At 41.0% G+C, this 19,862-nt stretch carries 20 protein-coding genes; 6 read left to right on the top strand and 14 right to left on the bottom strand.

Going from position 1 to position 19,862, the window contains the following annotated elements; translation table 11 throughout:
• The first annotated feature begins 62 nt into the window (after positions 1–62).
• Positions 63–473 (top strand): DinB family protein, encoded by a 411-nt coding sequence (locus tag LX64_RS19615; protein WP_111599406.1) that lies wholly within the window; start codon positions 63–65, stop codon positions 471–473.
• 18 nt (positions 474–491) lie between these two features.
• Here LX64_RS19615 and LX64_RS19610 read toward each other — a convergent pair whose 3' ends face one another.
• The 3 genes from LX64_RS19610 to LX64_RS19600 are packed head-to-tail and all read right to left on the bottom strand — an operon-like array spanning position 492 to position 2,779.
• Positions 492–1,001, bottom strand: coding sequence for a DUF2199 domain-containing protein (locus LX64_RS19610; protein ID WP_158538686.1), 510 nt, complete (start codon positions 999–1,001; stop codon positions 492–494).
• A gap of 22 nt (positions 1,002–1,023) precedes the next feature.
• Entirely contained in the window at positions 1,024–2,220 is a 1,197-nt protein-coding gene (locus LX64_RS19605; RefSeq protein WP_158538685.1) for an outer membrane protein assembly factor BamB family protein, read from the bottom strand.
• A gap of 49 nt (positions 2,221–2,269) precedes the next feature.
• Positions 2,270–2,779 carry a DinB family protein gene (locus LX64_RS19600; RefSeq protein ID WP_111599403.1) on the bottom strand — a complete coding sequence of 170 codons (510 nt, stop codon included), beginning with the start codon at positions 2,777–2,779 and terminating at the stop codon, positions 2,270–2,272.
• A gap of 243 nt (positions 2,780–3,022) precedes the next feature.
• Here LX64_RS19600 and LX64_RS19595 point away from each other — a divergent pair, with 243 nt between their 5' ends.
• Positions 3,023–4,921 (top strand): CocE/NonD family hydrolase, encoded by a 1,899-nt coding sequence (locus LX64_RS19595; RefSeq protein ID WP_111599624.1) that lies wholly within the window; start codon positions 3,023–3,025, stop codon positions 4,919–4,921.
• 123 nt (positions 4,922–5,044) lie between these two features.
• Here the strand turns inward: LX64_RS19595 and LX64_RS19590 are convergent, their stop codons facing one another.
• The 8 genes from LX64_RS19590 to LX64_RS19555 form a co-directional block, all read right to left on the bottom strand.
• Complete coding sequence (locus LX64_RS19590; RefSeq protein WP_111599402.1) at positions 5,045–6,040, bottom strand: chorismate synthase; 996 nt, start codon at positions 6,038–6,040, stop codon at positions 5,045–5,047.
• Between the two features lie 60 nt (positions 6,041–6,100).
• Positions 6,101–7,381: a 3-phosphoshikimate 1-carboxyvinyltransferase gene (aroA, locus tag LX64_RS19585; RefSeq protein ID WP_111599401.1), complete on the bottom strand. Its 1,281-nt coding sequence runs from the start codon at positions 7,379–7,381 to the stop codon at positions 6,101–6,103.
• 46 nt (positions 7,382–7,427) lie between these two features.
• Positions 7,428–8,453, bottom strand: a complete 1,026-nt coding sequence (aroB, locus tag LX64_RS19580; protein WP_111599400.1) for a 3-dehydroquinate synthase — start codon at positions 8,451–8,453, stop codon at positions 7,428–7,430.
• Positions 8,454–8,506: 53 nt separating this feature from the next.
• Complete coding sequence (locus LX64_RS19575) at positions 8,507–9,595, bottom strand: chorismate mutase (RefSeq protein WP_111599399.1); 1,089 nt, start codon at positions 9,593–9,595, stop codon at positions 8,507–8,509.
• 57 nt (positions 9,596–9,652) lie between these two features.
• On the bottom strand, positions 9,653–10,492 hold the full coding sequence (locus LX64_RS19570; RefSeq protein WP_111599398.1) for a prephenate dehydrogenase: 840 nt from the start codon (positions 10,490–10,492) through the stop codon (positions 9,653–9,655).
• Between the two features lie 21 nt (positions 10,493–10,513).
• Positions 10,514–11,680, bottom strand: a complete 1,167-nt coding sequence (locus LX64_RS19565) for a pyridoxal phosphate-dependent aminotransferase (RefSeq protein ID WP_111599397.1) — start codon at positions 11,678–11,680, stop codon at positions 10,514–10,516.
• A gap of 42 nt (positions 11,681–11,722) precedes the next feature.
• A complete protein-coding gene (locus tag LX64_RS19560; RefSeq protein ID WP_111599396.1) occupies positions 11,723–12,550 on the bottom strand; it encodes a prephenate dehydratase in 828 nt (275 codons plus the stop codon).
• Positions 12,551–13,354: 804 nt separating this feature from the next.
• Positions 13,355–13,558 (bottom strand): hypothetical protein, encoded by a 204-nt coding sequence (locus LX64_RS19555; RefSeq protein ID WP_111599395.1) that lies wholly within the window; start codon positions 13,556–13,558, stop codon positions 13,355–13,357.
• A gap of 156 nt (positions 13,559–13,714) precedes the next feature.
• On the opposite strand from LX64_RS19555, the gene LX64_RS19550 reads away from it, so the two are divergent.
• Complete coding sequence (locus tag LX64_RS19550) at positions 13,715–14,269, top strand: RNA polymerase sigma factor (protein ID WP_245952747.1); 555 nt, start codon at positions 13,715–13,717, stop codon at positions 14,267–14,269.
• A 21-nt stretch (positions 14,270–14,290) separates the two neighbouring features.
• Entirely contained in the window at positions 14,291–15,394 is a 1,104-nt protein-coding gene (locus LX64_RS19545; RefSeq protein ID WP_111599393.1) for a trypsin-like peptidase domain-containing protein, read from the top strand.
• A 143-nt stretch (positions 15,395–15,537) separates the two neighbouring features.
• Here LX64_RS19545 and LX64_RS19540 read toward each other — a convergent pair whose 3' ends face one another.
• Positions 15,538–16,266 (bottom strand): carboxypeptidase-like regulatory domain-containing protein, encoded by a 729-nt coding sequence (locus tag LX64_RS19540; protein WP_111599392.1) that lies wholly within the window; start codon positions 16,264–16,266, stop codon positions 15,538–15,540.
• A 158-nt stretch (positions 16,267–16,424) separates the two neighbouring features.
• Here LX64_RS19540 and LX64_RS19535 point away from each other — a divergent pair, with 158 nt between their 5' ends.
• Positions 16,425–16,976 carry a TetR/AcrR family transcriptional regulator gene (locus tag LX64_RS19535; protein WP_111599391.1) on the top strand — a complete coding sequence of 184 codons (552 nt, stop codon included), beginning with the start codon at positions 16,425–16,427 and terminating at the stop codon, positions 16,974–16,976.
• Positions 16,977–17,018: 42 nt separating this feature from the next.
• On the top strand, positions 17,019–18,437 hold the full coding sequence (locus tag LX64_RS19530; RefSeq protein ID WP_111599390.1) for an MFS transporter: 1,419 nt from the start codon (positions 17,019–17,021) through the stop codon (positions 18,435–18,437).
• Between the two features lie 4 nt (positions 18,438–18,441).
• Here LX64_RS19530 and LX64_RS19525 read toward each other — a convergent pair whose 3' ends face one another.
• The gene (locus tag LX64_RS19525) at positions 18,442–18,603 is read right to left on the bottom strand and encodes a lmo0937 family membrane protein (protein WP_111599389.1); all 162 of its coding nucleotides are present in this window, start codon (positions 18,601–18,603) and stop codon (positions 18,442–18,444) included.
• A 216-nt stretch (positions 18,604–18,819) separates the two neighbouring features.
• Positions 18,820–19,758: an aldose 1-epimerase gene (locus LX64_RS19520; protein ID WP_111599388.1), complete on the bottom strand. Its 939-nt coding sequence runs from the start codon at positions 19,756–19,758 to the stop codon at positions 18,820–18,822.
• Between the last annotated feature and the right edge of the window lie 104 nt (positions 19,759–19,862).

Raw genomic sequence — 19,862 nt, 5'->3', positions numbered from 1 at the left:
TTGCAAGATAATTGAATTGTGAATAATTGAGTATCTTTTATTTAACAGGAAACGGATCAGTTATGAAAACATTCTTACTTGCCAAATTCCAGCTATCGAAGGACTATACGCTACAAGTAGCCCATAGTATGCCTGCCCAACATTACGATTACCGGCCCTCTCCTCACCTGTTCACCTTCAAGGAGCAAATGCACCATTTGGCTTATTCGCTGCTTTGGATGGAGGAGAATTACCTCAAGCAAAACCGGGTTCCTTGGCAGGTACCACCACCTGTTAAGGCGGATAAACCTTCTATTATCGCCTATCTTACTACCGCATTTGGTACGTTGATTGCCACGGTAACGGCTGTAGAAGACGATGAAAAGCTGGCGGAACAATGTTTTGCTATATTGGATCATACTACTTACCACCGTGCACAGGGCATATTGTACATGCGGGAATTGCGGTTAGAAGTACCGGCTTACATGTATTGAGCCTTCCTGGGCAATCTCCTATTCAAATCCACCACCAAAAATCTCGTTAATCCTACTTTCTGCCTCTTCTTTGCTGATACCTTCATGAAAATCTACGCTCAGCGGGTGACTTGTTTTTTCCAAGTAGATCATAGGGCGTTGGCCTCCGCCGGTGAAGTGTACATTAGTTTTAATTGACAGGGTGCTATCGTACCCCGGAATTTGCGAGCATAAGAACCCAAAGTAGTTCACATCACAGGTACCTTCTTCACTAGAACGCGTGATGTAATCTTCAATACTGGAATCACTTAATGAAACCCATACACCATACTCCAAAGTATCGCAATGATCTTTCACCTCTATTTCCATCACAGCACGAATGAAATAATCTGTTTGCGTATCGTGTTTTATCACGCAAATATCATCGGTGAGCGTGGCGATATTGGCTTTATCTTCTTCAGACAGGATGTGGTAATGGAAAGGACTGGTAAATCCTATTGCTGGCCATTCATCGTGTAGTTCTCCGCACTGTGCGCACTTGGTCGGCATTGTGTATAATGGTTTTAAAAGTTTATGGTAACGCAACGGCATAGATGTTTCCATCTGTGCTGGTTACGTACATTGTTTTACCATCCACTACGGGCGTAGAAAGGATAGCGCCCAAAGCTAAGATTTTCTGCTCAGCATCGGGTGTATTATCGCTATATAGTTCGAATCCTGGTTTAAAATGATCGTCGGGTCCAAACACGGTGGCATAGTTTGCCTTGCTTCCTTGGGTTTGGAATACGTAGTTCATCTTACCGGTTTGTTGATCGGCCCCGATCAGCTTCCCGTTAAAGCAACCGAAATACACGGTGCCATTTTGTACAACAGCGCTTCCATACACACGCATATTGAGTGGCAATTTCCATTTAAGGCTACCGTCTCCATCTTGTAAAGCATAGAATCGATGGGTATCGGAGGTGCCTACAAACATGGTTTTATCAACGATAGTGGGTGTTGCGATTACCCAGCTACCTAGTTCTTTCATATTCCATATACCTCTACCGGATGAAGCGCTTACGGCATAGATGTTATAATCTCTACTGCCGAAGTATAGAATCCCGTCTTTCAGCAGGGGTGCGCGTTGTATTTCCCCGGCTGGGAAGTGTCGATCGCCAATGGTTTGGAAGGTCCACCCGGGTTTACCGGTATGTGTTTGTATTTGTAATAGCTGCCCTTTGTAGTTGCCTACGTATACGGCGCTATCTTGCACAATTGGGGAGGCATGTATCATGGCTTTTGTATCGTAGGTCCATGCAATTTTTCCAGTTTGCTTTTGGATGGCTTGAACTTTACCGTTGCCTCTTCCAACAATAATGTATTGGGGGTGAATGGCGGGGGATGCAGTGTAGTAATCCCAAGCGTCCATTTCCTTTTCTGCCTCGCCGGGTACTTGCCAGGTAACGTCACCTTTATCGGCTTGAATGGCATACACGGTGCCTTTCGTGGTATAGATGTAGAGTGTTTTCCCTTCACCTACAATATCACTCTTAATAGGCGCTTGCAAGTTCTTTTGCCAACGAACGTGGCCATTGTTTTTATCAAGCGCATAGAGTATACCATCGTTCCCACCGACATAGATGGTTTCACCGATGATGAAAGGTGTTGTTCTAATTTGATCTTTCGTGGAAAACTGCCAACGAGTTTGCAATGTTTGCATGGAATCATTGCGCATAGGTAAGTGTGCCTGTACTTGTGTTAGTAAGGCTAAGAGTAACATTTTCATACGGGGAACAAGATGTGGCGCGGAGCATGGTTTACCCGCGCCGTTGTTATTAGAAATATCTTTGTTCGATAACTTTTTGGTGGTGGATAGCATGGCCTAAGATGAGATATCCTAGTGCTTTCACGCTAACTGGGTGGTTACTGGCTACCCCTCTTCTTTCTAATTCCTCTTCATTTAAACGGGCGAAGAAAGCGATACTGGCATGGCGTACACTTTTAAACTCTTCTACCAAAGATGGCCAATCGGCTACCACTACGCGTGCTGCGTTCGCATAATCATCTTCTTCAAAGCCAGCTAAAGGCGTGGTATCCATTCTTGCGAAGCGTAGTGCCCTGTAACAAAATATTCTTTCTGTATCAATCACATGCTGTAACACCTGCACAATGGTCCATTTACCTGTACCATAAGCATAACCTATTTTCTCAGCCGGGATACTGGCTAGAAAAGCGATATACTCTTCTGTTAATGACTTGAATGCGGGTAATAATTCTTCTCCGGGTACTTTCGATACGTACGCGTCTGCGTATGGAGCATAATCTGTTGCTAATGGACGTGACATGGTTCGATATTTCCTTCAAGTTACAAACTGCCTTTCATATTCTTATGTCCCATTGTCTCTTTTTTAGGTGGATCATTTCAACATCTTATACAACACAATACTGCGGCAAGTTTACGAACGAAAAAATATTTCATTTTTTGATAACGGTTATAATTTGGCGGCGTTTACCGTATATACAAATCACACAAACGTACTGGGTACTTTTATTTATTTTCACGTTGCTAACGTAAAACTTACATGCATATGAAAAAATGGTTTTCGCTGGCGCTTTGCTTATGCTTAGTGATCAGCGTTTTTGCGCAAGACCCGGCACAAATCGACGATGCTTGGTTCCGTGCTAATTACACGAAAAAGGAGATACTTATCCCTATGCGCGATGGTGTAAAGCTATTTACATCTGTTTATCAACCCAAGAACAACAGCGAAAAGCACCCGATTCTTATGACGCGTACGCCCTATTCCTGTGCGCCGTATGGAGAGGACAACTACAGTGCTATTTGGCGCCGTTACCTGAAATACTACCTTCAACAAGGCTATATCATTGTTACCCAAGATGTACGCGGCCGTTGGATGAGTGAAGGTACTTTTGTGGATGTGCGCCCGTTTAACCCGAACAAAAAAGGAAAGCAAGACATTGACGAGGCGAGCGACACGTATGATTCGATTGATTGGTTAGTGAAGAATTTGACGGGGAATAATGGCAGTGTTGGGATTTTCGGTATTTCTTACCCAGGCTTCTACTCTACCATGGCTTCTTTGAGCAACCACCCTGCTTTAAAAGCGGTTAGTCCACAAGCACCTGTAACGGATTGGTTTATGGGGGATGATTTCCACCACAATGGCGCCTTCTTCCAAGTAGATGCCTTTTCTTTTTACACGAGCTTCGGTAAACCACGCCCAGTTCCTACCACGAAAGGTCCAAAAGGTTTCGACTTCACCGTGAAAGACAACTATAAATTCTACTTAGAAGCTGGTTCTCTTAGCGAATTATCACGTAAAATGGGCGATAGCATTCTTTTCTGGAAAGACTTGATGAACCACCCTACTTACGACGAATGGTGGAAAGCCCGCAACGTAACGAACTTCGTGAAAAATGTAAAACCAGCCATGCTTGTAGTAGGTGGTTTATTTGATGCAGAAGATTGCTACGGTGCTTGGCATACTTATAAGTCTATCGAGAAAATGAGCCCTACAACGAACAACCGTGTTGTAATGGGACCATGGTACCATGGTCAATGGGCATCGAACGATGGTACTAAACTTGGTAACGTAAGATTCGGTAGTAATACATCGGAATACTATCAACAAAACATTGAAATTCCATTCTTCGAATACTACTTACGTAACAAAGGAACCGCTCCAAATATTGCAGAAGCGACTATTTTCTTTACCGGTGAAAACAACTGGAAACATTTACCGGCGTGGCCTCCGGCCGATATGCAACCAACGCCATTCTACTTCCAAGAAAACGGTGGTTTAAGCACAAATAAACCAACAGCAGCAAACAGTTCTACTACTTATACCAGCGATCCTAATAAGCCGGTTCCATATACAGAAGACGTACATTTCCAACGTACTATTTCTTACATGACCGACGATCAACGTTTCGCATGGCGCCGTCCAGATGTTATTAGCTTCCAAACAGCAGTATTAACAGATAGCATTACGTTGGCAGGCCCAGTAGTTGCAGATTTAATTACGAGCATTACGGGTACAGATGCTGATTATGTAGTGAAAATTATCGACGTATTCCCAGACGATTTCAGCTATAACGAACCAAACGCACCAACAGAACATGCGCGCCTTGTTTCTGCTACCTATCCTATGAATGGTTACCAAATGTTGGTACGTGGTGAGATTATGCGTGGTAAGTTCCGCGATGGTTTTGAGAAGATGGTACCTTTTGAACCAGGCAAAGCAACAACGGTAAAATTCACCTTACCAGATGTTGCGCATACCTTCAAAAAAGGTCACCGTATTATGATTCAAATCCAAAGCAGCTGGTTCCCATTGGTAGATCGCAATCCACAACAGTTTATGGATATCTACCATGCAGAAGCGAAGGATTTCAAGAAAGCAGATATCACTATTTACCATGATGCTACGCATCTTTCTAGTGTTATTTTGCCGATTGTGAAATAATCTCTTTTCAAGATAAAATGAAAAAGTCCCTCTTTATCGAGGGACTTTTTTTATAGCTATAGCGTCATAAAAAAAAGTCCCTACAATGTAGAGACCCTTCTTTTCTTTTTCCTTCGATATGAACTATTGCCAAACTCTTGGTCGGCGTTGTTCCAACATCATAAAATCGGCCAATACCATGGCCACGATAGATTCTAACACAACAGGTACGCGTAAAGCGATACATAAGTCGTGCCTTCCTTTTACACTGAAAGTTTCAACTTCGCCGCTGGCGATATTGAGTGTTTGTTGATCTTTCGGCGTGCTGGACGTAGGCTTTACAGCTACTCTTACTACTAAAGGATTACCATTTGTGATACCACCCACTACACCACCTGCGTGGTTAGTAGCAGTTTTACCGGTTGTATCAACAATAGGATCATTGTGTTCTACACCTTTCATTTTTGCCGCTGCAAAACCGGTTCCGAACTCGATACCTTTAATAGCTGGGATAGCAAAAGCAGCGTGTGCAATGTTTGATTCTACTGAATCGAAAAACGGTTCTCCTAAACCAATAGGCAAACCAGTAACTACACATTCTACGATACCACCTACAGAATCTTTTGCTGCGATTGCTGCTTCTAAACCTGCTTCTGGATCGGGATTACCACCTACTTCCGTAATGCGTGCTTCTACTTTAATAGCATCACCCAAAATCTTTTTCGCGATAACACCGGCAGCAACAAGGTTTAAAGTTAAACGACCACTAAAATGTCCTCCTCCCCTGTAATCTTCGAAGCCACCGAATTTCTTCGAGGCAACAAAATCGGCATGGCCGGGACGAGGGAATTGACGCAGCTTTTCGTAATCGGTGCTGCGTGTATTATTGTTTTCGAACAAAATAGTAATGGGAGCGCCCGTGGTGAGATCGTTAAATACACCTGATTTTAAATGTGGCAGATCTTCTTCTTTACGTGGCGTTGTACCGCGTGCACCACCTTTTCTTCTTTCAAGATCAGGTAAAAAATCTTCCTGCGTTAAAGGTATACCAGCCGGTATGCCATCAATATTAACGCCCACACTGGCACCATGCGATTCACCGAAAACAGTCACCCTAAAAAACCTTCCGAAACTATTCATATCAATTATTTTATGTCAAACACAAATTGCTTTGTGTATTTATTATGCTGAAGTAAGAAATTAATGCGCTGCTACTTCTCCTGATACAGCTACTTTTGCACCGAGCTTCGCGATGTGATCGAAGAATTCTGGGTACGATTTGTTAATCGCTTCCGCTTCTTCAATTACTACGGGACCATCGGCTGTTAAACCTGCAACAGCACAAGCCATGGCGATGCGGTGATCGAAACGAGAATGTACAGTAGCAGCTTTAATACCTGTGCCGCCATGTACTTTCATAATATCACCTTCTAGGTCGATACGAATACCCATTTTACCGAATTCGTCTTGTAAAGTAAGTCCCCTATCGCTCTCTTTGTGTGCTAACCTGCTTACCCCTTTAATAACTGTTACACCTTCACAATTTGCCGCCAAAGCTACTAATGGCGGGAATAAATCTGGGCAATCGGTGGCATCGAATTCGAAAGCTTTCAATGTATCTTTCGCTGTGATAATCGTGAAAACACCTGGTAATATTTGTGCACCGGCATCTTCTAAAGCTTGTAAGATGGCTTTATCAGATTGAGCAGAATGTGTATTGAGGTGATGTACTTCAGCTTTTCCTGCAACAGCTGCTGCCACTAATAGGAATGCTGCCCCGCTCCAATCGCCTTCTACTGTATATTCAGTGGCTTTGTATTGTTGTTTAGCACCAAATTTGAAATGTTCAAAATTAGCATCTGCTTCTACCTTTACACCAAAATGCGCCATCAATTGCAATGTTAACGCGATGTAGGGTTTGCTTTTTAAATCGTTTACGGTGATGGTTACATTTTCAGCCGTGCTACCGTAGGCCATCAATAAGCCGGTTAAGAACTGGGAGCTTAACGAGCCATCGATGGTAATATCTTTTGCATGCAAAGGACCTTGAATTTGCAAGGGTAATTTGCCGCTTTGGGTAGTGCATTTAACATCCAATTGTGGTAAAACTTCTTCAAAGAAGTTCATAGGACGCGTGGTTAAAGAACCATGACCAGTAATCGTAATTGTATCAGAAGATAAAGAAACAATAGGCGTAAACATGCGGATACCTAATCCCGATTCACCGCAATTTACGGTTGAATTAACGGGTTGTACACCATTGCTATCGATCTGGATATGATCTTGTTTCTTCGTAATGGTAGCACCTAATTTTTGGGCTACATCTAATGCAGCTTTACAATCATTGCTCAAGCCAGGGTTGTAAATAGCGCTTTTACCTTTCGAAAGTAATGCCGCTGCAACAGCTCGTTGCATAGCGCTTTTCGAAGGATTAGCAGTAATATGGCCATTAATAACCGATGGTGTTATGGTAACTTTCATTGATAATATTTTTTTCCGTCCGGCTAGCCGGGCTGTGTGTTTTTTACTATAACTCTTCGAGCATTTGTTTTAAGGTTTCCAAAGGAACAGGATGCGTAACTGCATGGCCAATGCCTTCTAACAATACGAAGTTGATCACGTTCTTTTCGCGCTTTTTATCGAGCTTAAAAATATCGAATACTTCTTCTTTGTTACTAGCGAAAGTAACCGGTAAGCGGTAGTCGTTGATTAATCGAATGAGGCGGTTGGTATCTGCTTGCGGCAAGTTGGTCAGTTTCTCTGAGAACTTTGCTGCTGCTACCATCCCGATTGCTACTGCTTTACCATGCGCGATGGATTCAATTTTCTCAACGGCATGGCCCAAGGTATGGCCGTAGTTCAACCATCTTCTTTTCCCTGTTTCAAATTCGTCTTCTACAACAATATTTGCTTTGATGGTAACTGATTTCTCCACTAAGTATTCCAACACATCCACATCTCTATTCAAAGCGCGGTCTTTATTTTCCTCTAGGTACGTAAAGAGTTCCGCGTCTTGTATACAAGCATACTTAATGATTTCTGCGAAGCCGTTATGCCATTCTTCGGCGGGCATGGTGCTAGGCAAGTTATAATCGAATAAAATGAACGAAGGTTGATTAGTGGTACCTAACATGTTTTTATGCTTCCCGTGGTTAACGCCGTTCTTGCCACCGATGGACGCATCCACTTGCGACAGTAAGGTAGTAGGCACAAAGCCAAACGGGATGCCACGCATATAAACGCTCGCTACAAACCCTGTAATGTCTGATATTACACCACCACCGATGCCTATCAACATTGTTTTACGATCTGCTTCCAACTCGATCAATCCATCGACGATCTGTTCTAAAACGTCCATCGATTTATGTTGTTCACCGTCGGGGATAACGAGTTTACGCCAGCCTTCCAAGAGATGACCGTGGTATTGATCTACATTTTCATCGATAATAATTACGCTACGGTCTTTGTCGACATACTTGCCTAAATTGGCAAGGCTTTCTCCCAAGTAATAAGTACTCTCTGTGTTTTGAAACTGGAATGCTAACGTTTTCATATGGTGTTTAAAAAATGTATAAAGAGAAAAAAGGGCATTGCTGCCCGTTTTCCTTATTGTTCATTCATTACTTTATTCTGACGGTTAATAGATTCTAAGTGAACCGCATCAAAGTATTTCAAGATGAAATCTTTTGACAAACCGAGTTTATCTGCTTTTGCAATCGCGCGGTCCAAGATTTCGTTCCAACGATTGGTTTGCAAGATGGTAATGTTATTATCTTTTTTGTATTGACCGATTTTCTCAGCGATTTTCATACGATTGCCGAGCAACAACATGATTTCGTCGTCGATTTGGTTAATTTGAGCGCGTAATTTTTCGAGTGCTACGTTGAATTCTTTTTGATCAGAATGCTCTCTTCTCCAAACGATACCATCTAATAATTCAGCCAAACGTTCTGGCGTTACTTGTTGTTTCGCATCGCTCCAAGCATTGTCTGGATCGGTGTGCGATTCAAGCATTAAACCATCGTAATCGAGGTCGATCGCTTCTTGCGCAACAGCTTGTAATGTATCTCTTCTACCACAAATGTGAGAAGGATCGCAGATCATTGGTAATTCTGGGTGGCGGCGTTTCAGTTCGATAGCCAAGTGCCACATAGGGGCATTTCTGAACTCGGTATTACCGTAGCTGCTGAAACCGCGGTGAATTAAGCCTACTTCTTTAATGCCTGCTTTTTGGATTCTTTCTACGGCACCGATCCATAATTCTAAATCTGGATTGATAGGGTTCTTGATTAAAACTGTTTTGTCAACACCTTTCAAAGCGTCTGCTACTTCTTGAACAGAGAATGGGTTTACAGTTGTACGCGCACCGATCCAAAGGATATCTACACCGAAATGTAAAGCATCTTCCACTTGTTTTGCTGTAGCCACTTCAACTGCTAAAGGCAAACCGGTTAATTCTTTCGCTTTTTGTAACCAAGGTAAACCTTTCGTTCCGATACCTTCGAAAGAACCAGGGCGTGTACGTGGTTTCCAAATACCTGCGCGGAGGACGTCTACTTTACCCGTTTTTGCGAGTGCCAATGCAGTGGCTAATACTTGTTCTTCTGTTTCAGCGCTACAAGGACCAGAAATGATCAATGGCTTTTTATCAGAAGAAGGATCAGCAAATTTTGTTTGTGTTAATACCTGTTCCATATGATGTAAGTTAAACTGTTTTTAAATGTGATGTTTTATTATGTTGATTGTAAGGTTCTATTTGAGAATGCGTTTGATTTTATTTGAACGCTGGATGAGTTTGTAAAAGGCGTCGTAGTCTTCCTCTTCCAGTAAATCGCGCATTTGTTGTAATTGGTGAATGTGTTCGTCGAGCACGTCGAGCACATTATGCCTGTTGTGTTTGAAAATGGGCACCCACATATCGGGCGAGCTTTTCGCTAAGCGTACGGTAGATTCGAAACCACCGCTTGCCAATTCGAATATTCTCCCTTTTTCTTTCTCTTTTTCGAGTACTGTTAATGCCAGCGCGAAAGATGTGATGTGCGAGATGTGGGAAACGTAGGCCGTGTGTAAATCGTGCTCTTCGGCATTCATATACACGAGCTTCATTTGTAATTTATCAACGATATCTTCTACCATTTCGAGGGCATCATCATCACTGTTTTTCACATCGCACAATACCATTGTTTTTTGTGTAAAAAGATTACGTATAGCAGCTTCAGGACCGCTATACTCGGTGCCGGCCATCGGGTGAGCCGCTACGAAACGACCGCGGTTGGGATGACCGGCAACGAGTTGCAAAATCTTTTCTTTTGTAGAGCCGACGTCCATCAACACTTGCTTCGTTGCTTTATCGAGCAAAGTAGGCAGGATATTGAGTAAACCATCGACCGGTATGGCTAAAATCAACAAGTCGGAGCGATCGAAAGCATCTTGCAACGACGCAGCTTCATCGATGATTTGTAATTCTATTGCTTTTTGTAGGTGCGTTGTATTGTTATCTACCCCGATAATGTGGTCGGTAACGCCTTTCTCCTTTAACGAAAGGGCGATTGATCCACCGATTAAACCCACACCTACGATTGAAACTATCATGGTTTTGTATGTTGCTTGTTTTTAAGATTGAAGCGCAGATTGAATTCTAGCAATGGCTTCAGAAAATACTTTTTCATCTTTACATAAACTTACGCGGATATAGCCTGCGCCGTTTTTGCCAAAGATGCCACCGGGCGTAATGAATACGTTGGCTTTATAGAGCACATCGTCGCTCACTTCGTAACCGTCTTTTTTGCCGGCTGGAATTTTAGCCCATACAAACATGCCCACTTGGTTTTTATCGTAGGTAGCACCTAGGAGATCCAACAATTCGAACACCTTCGTTCTGCGGGCCGAGTAGATCGTATTCAGCTCGTCGTACCATTCTTTTCCAAGCTCTAAAGCTGCTACGGCAGCCATTTGCACAGGTTGGAACATACCAGAATCCATATTGCTCTTGAAACGTAAAACTTCGTTGATCAAATCGGCACGACCAGCTAACATACCTACGCGCCAACCGGCCATGTTACCGGATTTGCTGAGGCTGTTTAATTCCAGCACCACGTCTTTTGCGCCGGGTACGGAAAGTAAGCTGGTTGGGGTTTCGTTTAAGATGAAGCTGTACGGGTTGTCGTGGCAAATCAAGATATTGTTTGCTTTGCCAAATGCGATTAATTCTTCGAAGAATTTGGCATCTGCTTGTGCGCCCGTTGGCATATGGGGATAATTCACCCACATCAATTTCACCTTTGAGAGATCTTGTGCTGCCAATGCTTGTAAGTCGGGTAGCCAATGATTTTCTTCGCTCAAATTATACGTTACCGGTGTAGCACCACTTAGGTTTACAGCCGAGCTGTATGTTGGGTAACCAGGATCTGGGATCAGGGCTTGGTCACCTTCTTCTAAGAAAGTCATACAAATGTGCATGATACCTTCTTTAGAACCGATAAGTGGTAATACTTCTGTATCGGCATCTAATGAAACGTTATAGAAGCGTTGGTACCATTGTGCGATTGCATTACGCAAAGCTGGGATGCCTTTATAGCCTTGATATGCGTGCGTATTAGGTTTCGCTGCATATTCATTCAAAGCCGCTACCACGCTGGCGTGCGGGGGTAAGTCAGGACTCCCGATACCGAGGTTAATAACATCGGCGCCGGCTTTGTTCATGTTTTCGATCTCGCGTAATTTGCGAGAGAAATAGTATTCTTCTGTTTGTTGCAAACGCTTCGCTACTGTGACGTTCATTGGATGCTGATTTAAAATTCGAGCTATTGTTGTAACACGTGATTAAGCGTGTGTTTTTCCTTTTTGGTAAATACCAAGCACTTTTAAGTGTTCGGTTAACGGTGTAATTTTCTTTAAAGCCTTTTCGAAATGAGCCAAATCTTCGAATTCCATATCGGCGTGGAAGTAATATTGCCAAACCTTAGCGGGAATTGGGAAGCTTTGGATTTTAGATAAGTTAATACCTTCTTTAGCTATTTGACTTAATACTTTCACGAGGCTACCACTTTCATTGCTTGTTTCGAAGTATACAGAGGCTTTATTTGCATCAGCTTGAGCTTCTACCCCGTTTTTGCTGATGGCTAAGAAACGCGTGTAATTGTTTTTAGCCGTATGAATATTGGGTGCGATGATATCGAGTTCAAAAATTTCGGAAGCTAATTTTCCCGCGATAGCGGCCGTGCTTTTCAACTTTTTGGTGCGTACGTTTTTTGCACTGAGGGCTGTGTCCTCTGTTTCGACGAGCTTGATGTGCGGGTATTTCTCAAGGAAGTCGATACATTGCAAAAGCGCCATTGGATGGGAGTGAACTTCGCGGATATCTTCGATTTTTTGACCTGGCAACACCATGAGGTGTTGGTTGATCTGCAAGTATACCTCTCCTACAATGTGCAGGTTTGAGTTTTTCAGCAAACTGTAGTTTGGTAAAATTGAACCTGCTATTGAATTTTCGATGGCCATCATCCCGGCGTCAGCTTCTTTTCCGTCTTTTACTTTTTTAACAAGCTCAGCAAACGAGGCGCAAGGAGCGATCTCTATATGCTTTCCGAAATAATTCCGAGCGGCGACCTGGTGAAAACATCCTTCAAATCCTTGGATGGCAATACGCATTTTTAAAAAGTTGTTATTGTTCTAAATGGTTTAAGTAGGCACAAAAAAAGGGACCCGTGGATCGGGACCCTTCATGTAACCTAGTATTGTATGTTCAAGTGTTTACAAAAGAGTCCCTGTCTTCTTCGCATAAAAGAAGTAATAAAAGAAGTAACTAAAATACAGGTGAACTAACTTTTGCATAATGCTTGAAAAATGAATTTGTGTAAAAAAGAAGGGCCTCCGATCAGGAGGCCCTCATTTAGTATTTTATTTTTATACTACATAATGAACCTCCTACCTCTCCTGGTACCAGAAAAAGTAAAAACCATAAAAGTAACCGAAAGTTCTTTGTAGCGTCATTTGTTCTTTTGTTATTGTACAACAAAAATAAGACAGGATTTAAATTCCACAAATAGGCACACCAAAAATTAAATAAATTTTAATAATCGAGGGGTGTAACCATAATATTATCAAAAAAACCAACCAATTAACTCTTAAAAATGATGAAATAAGCTGTTTTTCAATACTTGCTATAGCAAATAACAATACATTGGTTGCTATAGCAATATTTTATTTGATATAAAAACGAGCAATGAAAGGGGAAAATATCGAAAAGTCTTTGCTGCGTTGGGTTTACATGTTTACAAGGAAACTTTAAAGGGTAGGAATGCGAACTTTTAGGGGGGGGGAGCTATATATAATATATATAAAAGAGGTACAATTTTCGCTAGAAGGGGGGCGAGCAAATTAAGGGAATTGTATAAAAAACAAAACCACCGCCGTTGGGCAGTGGTTTATATAAAAGCTAAATGCTTGCTAAAATTATTTTGCAGAATCAGCAGGAGCAGTAGCAGCAGAATCAACTGGAGCAACAGCTGAATCAGCAGGAGCTGGAGTAACAGCAGCTGAATCAACAGCAGGAGCTACAGCTGTAGAATCAGTAGCAGGAGTTGTAGAACCACCGCAAGATGCTGCGAAGAAACCGATAGCTAATGCCAAGAAACCAATTTTCAAAGTGTTTTTCATTGTACAATGATTTAAGTTGTTTGAAATAATTATTTAACCTTTATACGCAAACGAAAGAAAGGTAACCCGCAGTTTGAAAAAAAAATAAAAAAAATATTTTTCGGTACTTTGGGGTTACCAATCGGCTATTAATAGTATTAATTAGTGAATAATCTTTTGAACATAGAAAAGGACCAAGAATTACTGCAAGGACTTGCAGCAAATAACGATAAAGCATTGGAAATCATCTATAAGGAGAATTTTCCAATGGTTTTACGGATGATTTTGCTGAATAATGGCTCTGAAGACGACGCGAAAGATATTTTCCAGGAGGCGATCATTGTATTATATGAAAAGGTGCAGGAAGGCGATTTTATCCTTTCTAGCAAGCTAACAACCTTTCTTTATAGTGTTTGTCGCCGTTTATGGCTAAAGAAACTCCAAGGAGGCTCCCATCTTTACCCCATGAACGATACCTTGGAAGAAATTGTACCCGTTGAAGATACTTTGGACCAGCATGAAGAAAAGGACCAGCAGTTTATAATGATGGAACAAGCGATGCAGCACATCGGTGAACCTTGTAAAACAATTTTGGAAGATTATTACCTGCAAAAGAAAAACATGCAGGAAATCGCCGAAAAGTTTGGGTATACCAATGCTGAAAACGCTAAAAACCAAAAGTATAAATGTTTGGTAAGGCTGAAGAAACTATTTTTTGCTCAATATAAATAAAAGAAAAGGGGTTAGTTAGTGATGAACGAACTGCATCTTATACAAGAAATCGATCGCTATTTAAATGGCGAAATGAGTGCCGCCGAAAGGGCTGCATTCGAATCGTTACGTAGTACCAACCCGGAAATTGATCAGCAAGTGGTATCACACCAAGTGCTGTTACAACAATTTTCCGCGCATGGTAACCGTAAGATGTTGATGCACAAAATGGATAAGATCCATGCCGGTTTGGATGTTACTGCTATGAAAGAAGATATTCAACCCCAAGAAGCAGTTAAAACACCTACAATCTTTTCCATCCGCCGCAAAACGTTACTCAACCTTACCGCGGCTGCTTGTATTGCCTTGTTTACATCGCTGACTACAATTTATTTCATGCAAGATGCCAGTCATAAAAGTACAGTAGCACAATTCGAAGGCGTGAAAAGGGAGTTGACGAACATCCAAAATTCTCAGAAACAACTTATTACCAATATAAACGATCGGAATAAAAAAGGACCTGTGAATCCTGGGCAGTTCGGCGGTACTTGTTTTGCCATTACGCGCAATGGGTATATGATCACGAACTACCACGTAGTAGCTGGTGCAGATTCCATTTATATTCAAAATACAAAAGGCGAAAGCTTCAAAGCAGTTAGCATTTTTGAAGATGTAACGAGCGATTTGGCAATTATTCGCGTGGTAGATTCTAGTTTCAAAAACCATCCATTGCCTTATACCTTAAAGCCAGAAAAAGTGAATGTTGGTGAAGACGTGTTTACCATGGGCTTCCCTAGAGATGAGATTGTATATGGCAAAGGATATATTTCAGCGCAAACGGGTTTCAATGGTGATACTTCTTCTTACCAAGTAAACATTCCAGTTTATCCAGGTAATAGTGGTGCACCATTAATGGACAATAAAGGTAACATCATAGGCATTGTTACAGGCAAGCAAACAGCGTCAGATGGTATTGCCTTCGCTGTGAAATCGATCAATTTGAAACGTGTATTTGACGAATTACCGAAAGATAAATTCTCGAGGAAAGACCTTAAACAAAAGAATACATTGGATGGCTTAGATCGCAAAGATCAAATCAAAAAGCTAGAAGACTTTGTATACATGGTAAAAGTGTACAACCAATAGGCAAACAATGGAAGTTTTTCCATCAAACCAATATTTAACAATAAACGCCGCTTAGTTCTTGCTAAGCGGCGTGTTTTTTATAATAGAGTCATAAAAAACGGCCTACCGTATAAGCAGACCGCCCTTCAATATTTTTATTCCCCTTACGGTTTCTTTCCTCTAAACTTTAACGCTCTTTCAGAAATCCAGAAAACTAGATCTTCGTTCGACATAGCGCGTAGATCTGCGTATTTCGGCATATTGGAGCTCATAAATGTAGTGAGAGAATCGCCTGAAAGCCCTGAAACTTTACCTACATAATCGCGGGAATAACGGAAACCGATATATTCTGATTCTTCATTTTTAGCAAAGTATTCTTGGAATTTACGTTTGTCTTTTTCCTTGCGGCTATAGCGTGTGAAAGGACTAAATACAAGTCCGAAACCTGTATGCGTATTGGTTTCTGCTAATTGCTGTTTAGGTAAATCCAAGAAAGTAGAGAATTCTTCGCGGCGTGCCATTGAATCTAATTGGTAAGCATTATACTTGGAAGAAACTTCTACGGTAGTTAAGAAACGTTCAGATTTGCTAAGCGATACATCATACACGAAATTGCCACCCATTGTTTTCACAACCAGTGTATCCGCCTCGTAACCTAAGAATGAAAATACTAATGTATCGGCTGGGTATGCATTTATACGATAAAAACCTCCTTTATCCGCAAAAGCAGTTAATTTTCTATTCTTGTTCCGAATGGTAGCAGGATATAATGGTTTGCGATTACCGGCGTCTAAAATTTGCCCACGTACGGTGACTTGTGCCTTAGCTTGTTGGGTTCCAAAAGTAATCGCTAGCGTGAACAGGGTAATGAATAGTAAAAAAAGCTTCTTCATACTTAATTAACAATAAGGCCTCAAAATAGTTAATACACGTAGTTTATAGTGAAAATCGTATGTTAAAGCTATTACAAAATTGCTGAATCACCTTAAAAACTCTTGCAAATAAAATAGATAGAGTTATCTATTTTTATATTACTTTTGAAGAAAAAAGCATGGCAAAAGCATCGAGTGTGCAGGAAAGAATTTCAGAAACTGCGGCGCGTTTATTTTATCACCAGGGTTATTACCAAACTGGTATTAACCAAATAATTGCAGAGGCAGATATTGCTATTGGTTCATTATATAAGCATTTCAAATCGAAGCAAGAATTACTTTACCATTATTTAGAGCAACAAGAATTGAACTTCTTTTCAGGTTTAGCCGCTTTTATTGGAGAAGAAACTGATCCCAAAAAAATGTTACTTCTTTTAATTGACTACCGCATCAAACTACAGCAGGATAGTGGATTTTCGGGTTGTCATTTCATTAAAATTAATGCTGAAATTGGGCGTGAAGATTCAGTTGTACAACAGTTCGTTCAGCAACATAAAGAGAAGCATCGACATTTAGTTAAAAACCTCCTCATGCAAATTGGCGAAGGTTCAAAAGCTCAATTGGCTGATGGTATTTTCTTGATGATTGAAGGAGGCATAGTGTCAGCAACGATTTATGGGCATACTAAAGATTTAGAAACAGTAAAAGCAACTGTTAAAGGAATAATATAATTTTTTTACTTGAAAATAGATAGATCGTTCTATTAATCATATATGAAAATTATTCATAGGAAATGGATATCATTGATTGTGTTATTGATGGCACATTTATTAACAATCATTGATATTTTCATCGTGAACGTAGCAATTCCTGCCATTCAGCAAGGATTAGGAGCCAAGCATAGTTCGGTACAACTAGTGGTAGCTATGTATATGGTAGGTTTTGCTTCATTCTTAATTAGCGGGGGAAAACTAGGCGACTATTTCGGTCGTAAACAGTTATTTATAACGGGGTTAGGGTTGTTCATGTTTACGTCGATTGGTTGCGGTCTTGCCATTTCACCTTCTATGCTAATCAGTATGCGTTTTTTCCAAGGAGCAGCTGCTGCCATGTTGTCTCCACAGGTATTATCCTTTATACAAGTTTTATTCCCGGAACACCAAGAACGCACTTATGCACTTGGCTGGTTTGGGATTACAATAGGCATTGGTACAATGCTAGGTCAGTATTTAGGTGGCTATTTTGTAGAATTAGATATGATTACGCAACCATGGCGTTTGATTTTCCTTGTAAATGTGCCTGTATGTGTATTGGCGATATTAATGGCGAAGCATTTTCTTCCTCGCTCGAAAGATGACAAGGCTTTGGAATTAGATTATAAAGGAGCAATGATGTTAAGTGCTTTGTTGGTATTGATTTTTATTGTGCTAACAATGAGCGAAGATTTCCCCATATTGATCTCGATACTAACCGGCATGGCGGCTTTCTTATTAGCCATTTACTTTTACTTTCATCTTCAAAACAGAAAAGATAAAAGTATTCTTAACCCCCAATTATTCAACTATAAAAGCTTTAACACAGCCATTATTGCGGTTGCGTTATTCATGATGATGTTGGATGCCTATTTTTTCATCCTTTCCATCTTTTTACAAGAAGGATTACACTTCTCCCCAAGTCAAGCAAGTCTACTCGTTGTTTGCCAAGGGGCTGGGTTCATAATTGCCTCATTTATGAGTGCGCGATGGGTTTTACGCTTTGGAAAAAGCGTGTTAATATTAGGCACATTCTTAATAATGTCATCCTTATTGCTGCAATTAATGGGCATCTTCACTCAACCCTCATCCATCAACCTCCATACTCTTCTATTTGTACATGGTTTCGGGGTGGCATTGGTATTGCCTTCTTTTGCAAATATTGCTTTGAAAAATTTACCGGCTCACCTCGTGGGGAATGCCTCGGGGGTTTATTCAACTGCACAACAGCTTTTTGGCGCTATGGGCATCGCGTTAACTGGGGGTGTCTTTTATTATATAGTGGGAAAACCGGGTAACATCGCATCTTTTAAGTTGGCTTTTACGGTAGGAACGGCTATTAACATTTTATGTTTGATAGGCGTGTTGATCCTACTTTGTCGTTTACCTCGTACTATTTTGCCTACTAGAAAGAAACTTAAAGAGAAAATCTTGGGCTAACAAGCTATTGATGGTGCTTTTCAGTAGTACGCACCATTTGCAGTAAGATAGAAATAATCGCTAAAACCAGTAAAATGTGTACAATTCCACCTAATGCAAATAAGAATACGCTTAATATCCACCCAATAACGAACATTGCTGCAATGGCATAAAATAAAATATTCATCTTCAAAAATTTAATACTCGATAAATTCGACAACACACAGGAACATAAACATACCGAGGACGCGGTCTTGTCAAGAAAGATATCTTGCATTTTTACCGTGTCGTATAAGAGTAGCCAAACACTATGCCAGAATATGTGAAAACGATGAAAATAGGCGCTGATATTGGGTTTAGTCAATTACAGCGCCTTGAATATGAAGTACAAAACAGCGTACTACTACTTTGATGTGATTTGAATCGTAGTGGTGAAACTTTTACTTTGACCGGGTGCCAATTGGACTAAACCAATACCGTTATTGAACGCATCTGGCGCTCCGCTAAGGTTTTCGATTGCAATGCTATTACGATGCGGAGGTGTATAAACTTGTAAAATAGGGTACGATGGCTGCGGGTAGAAATCGATAGTAATACCTTTTACCGGATCTATAAGGGAAGCCAGTGGTTGCTTTGCTTGTTGATTGAGAATGAATGAATTATCAAGAAACACCCCGTTTAAGCTACCTAGTTGTTCAAATGCTTCGTACGGTAAGGTTTTACCTGTTGGAATGAGTTTATCATTGAATTCCACGATATCGGTGGAGGCCATGCGTAATTGTAGTTGATCCACTGGTGTACCGGTAGTGAAATACGGGTGCCAACCGTCCATGATTGGAATGGTGGCATTATGGGTATTTGTAATGGTAGAAGTTACTTCTAATTGTGTATCTTGTAATAGTCGATACTGAACATGGCATGTGTAAGTAAATGGATAGCCCCCATCAGTAGCTTTGTAAGCATGTTGCATGGTAACGGATGCATAGGCATCTTCAGCCTGTTGTTGCGTAATGGTAAATGCCTGGTCGAACAATAACCCATGGATTGGCGTTTTTTCAACTTTATACTGTTGGCTTTGCCAATTATATGCGCCATCGTTGATTCTACAAGCGAATGGACTTAATTTTACGCTTTTGAAACTGTTGCGCACCTCTTTTTCGTAGTCGTTTTTATCGCGGTAGCCGTCGATACAATTGAGTTGGCTGCCTTTGTGTTGAATTTTGAAGGCGTGCAACATAGCGCCGTAAGCAGGGATGATTTCTACTTGGGTTTGTGATTTTTTATCAACCAGGGCGATGATTTGAAAACCATTTTCTTCAAAGGAGCGAATATCAAATGACATGAAAGTAAATTTGCAGCGTAAAATACAAATAATCGGTCACCATGCAATAGTAAAGCGTGCCTGGTCGTTGTAAGCTTCAAAAAACTAAGAAAACCAAGACAGCA

Origin of the sequence: Chitinophaga skermanii, from assembly GCF_003259335.1 — a bacterium.
Lineage (GTDB): Bacteria > Bacteroidota > Bacteroidia > Chitinophagales > Chitinophagaceae > Chitinophaga > Chitinophaga skermanii.
This window is presented reverse-complemented; position numbering and strand designations above follow the sequence as displayed.

Excerpts from the sequence above, each read along its gene's own strand:
- aroB (WP_111599400.1), bottom strand. The coding sequence starts at position 8,453 with ATGAAAACGTTAGCATTCCAGTTTCAAAACACAGAGAGTACTTATTAC.
- LX64_RS19570 (WP_111599398.1), bottom strand. The coding sequence starts at position 10,492 with ATGATAGTTTCAATCGTAGGTGTGGGTTTAATCGGTGGATCAATCGCC.
- aroA (WP_111599401.1), bottom strand. The coding sequence starts at position 7,381 with ATGAAAGTTACCATAACACCATCGGTTATTAATGGCCATATTACTGCT.
- LX64_RS19555 (WP_111599395.1), bottom strand. The coding sequence starts at position 13,558 with ATGAAAAACACTTTGAAAATTGGTTTCTTGGCATTAGCTATCGGTTTC.
- LX64_RS19520 (WP_111599388.1), bottom strand. The coding sequence starts at position 19,758 with ATGTCATTTGATATTCGCTCCTTTGAAGAAAATGGTTTTCAAATCATC.
- LX64_RS19605 (WP_158538685.1), bottom strand. The coding sequence starts at position 2,220 with ATGAAAATGTTACTCTTAGCCTTACTAACACAAGTACAGGCACACTTA.
- LX64_RS19600 (WP_111599403.1), bottom strand. The coding sequence starts at position 2,779 with ATGTCACGTCCATTAGCAACAGATTATGCTCCATACGCAGACGCGTAC.
- LX64_RS19545 (WP_111599393.1), top strand. The coding sequence starts at position 14,291 with ATGAACGAACTGCATCTTATACAAGAAATCGATCGCTATTTAAATGGC.
- LX64_RS19535 (WP_111599391.1), top strand. The coding sequence starts at position 16,425 with ATGGCAAAAGCATCGAGTGTGCAGGAAAGAATTTCAGAAACTGCGGCG.
- LX64_RS19565 (WP_111599397.1), bottom strand. The coding sequence starts at position 11,680 with ATGAACGTCACAGTAGCGAAGCGTTTGCAACAAACAGAAGAATACTAT.
- LX64_RS19595 (WP_111599624.1), top strand. The coding sequence starts at position 3,023 with ATGAAAAAATGGTTTTCGCTGGCGCTTTGCTTATGCTTAGTGATCAGC.
- LX64_RS19575 (WP_111599399.1), bottom strand. The coding sequence starts at position 9,595 with ATGGAACAGGTATTAACACAAACAAAATTTGCTGATCCTTCTTCTGAT.
- LX64_RS19610 (WP_158538686.1), bottom strand. The coding sequence starts at position 1,001 with ATGCCGACCAAGTGCGCACAGTGCGGAGAACTACACGATGAATGGCCA.
- LX64_RS19530 (WP_111599390.1), top strand. The coding sequence starts at position 17,019 with ATGAAAATTATTCATAGGAAATGGATATCATTGATTGTGTTATTGATG.
- LX64_RS19615 (WP_111599406.1), top strand. The coding sequence starts at position 63 with ATGAAAACATTCTTACTTGCCAAATTCCAGCTATCGAAGGACTATACG.
- LX64_RS19590 (WP_111599402.1), bottom strand. The coding sequence starts at position 6,040 with ATGAATAGTTTCGGAAGGTTTTTTAGGGTGACTGTTTTCGGTGAATCG.
- LX64_RS19560 (WP_111599396.1), bottom strand. The coding sequence starts at position 12,550 with ATGCGTATTGCCATCCAAGGATTTGAAGGATGTTTTCACCAGGTCGCC.
- LX64_RS19525 (WP_111599389.1), bottom strand. The coding sequence starts at position 18,603 with ATGAATATTTTATTTTATGCCATTGCAGCAATGTTCGTTATTGGGTGG.
- LX64_RS19540 (WP_111599392.1), bottom strand. The coding sequence starts at position 16,266 with ATGAAGAAGCTTTTTTTACTATTCATTACCCTGTTCACGCTAGCGATT.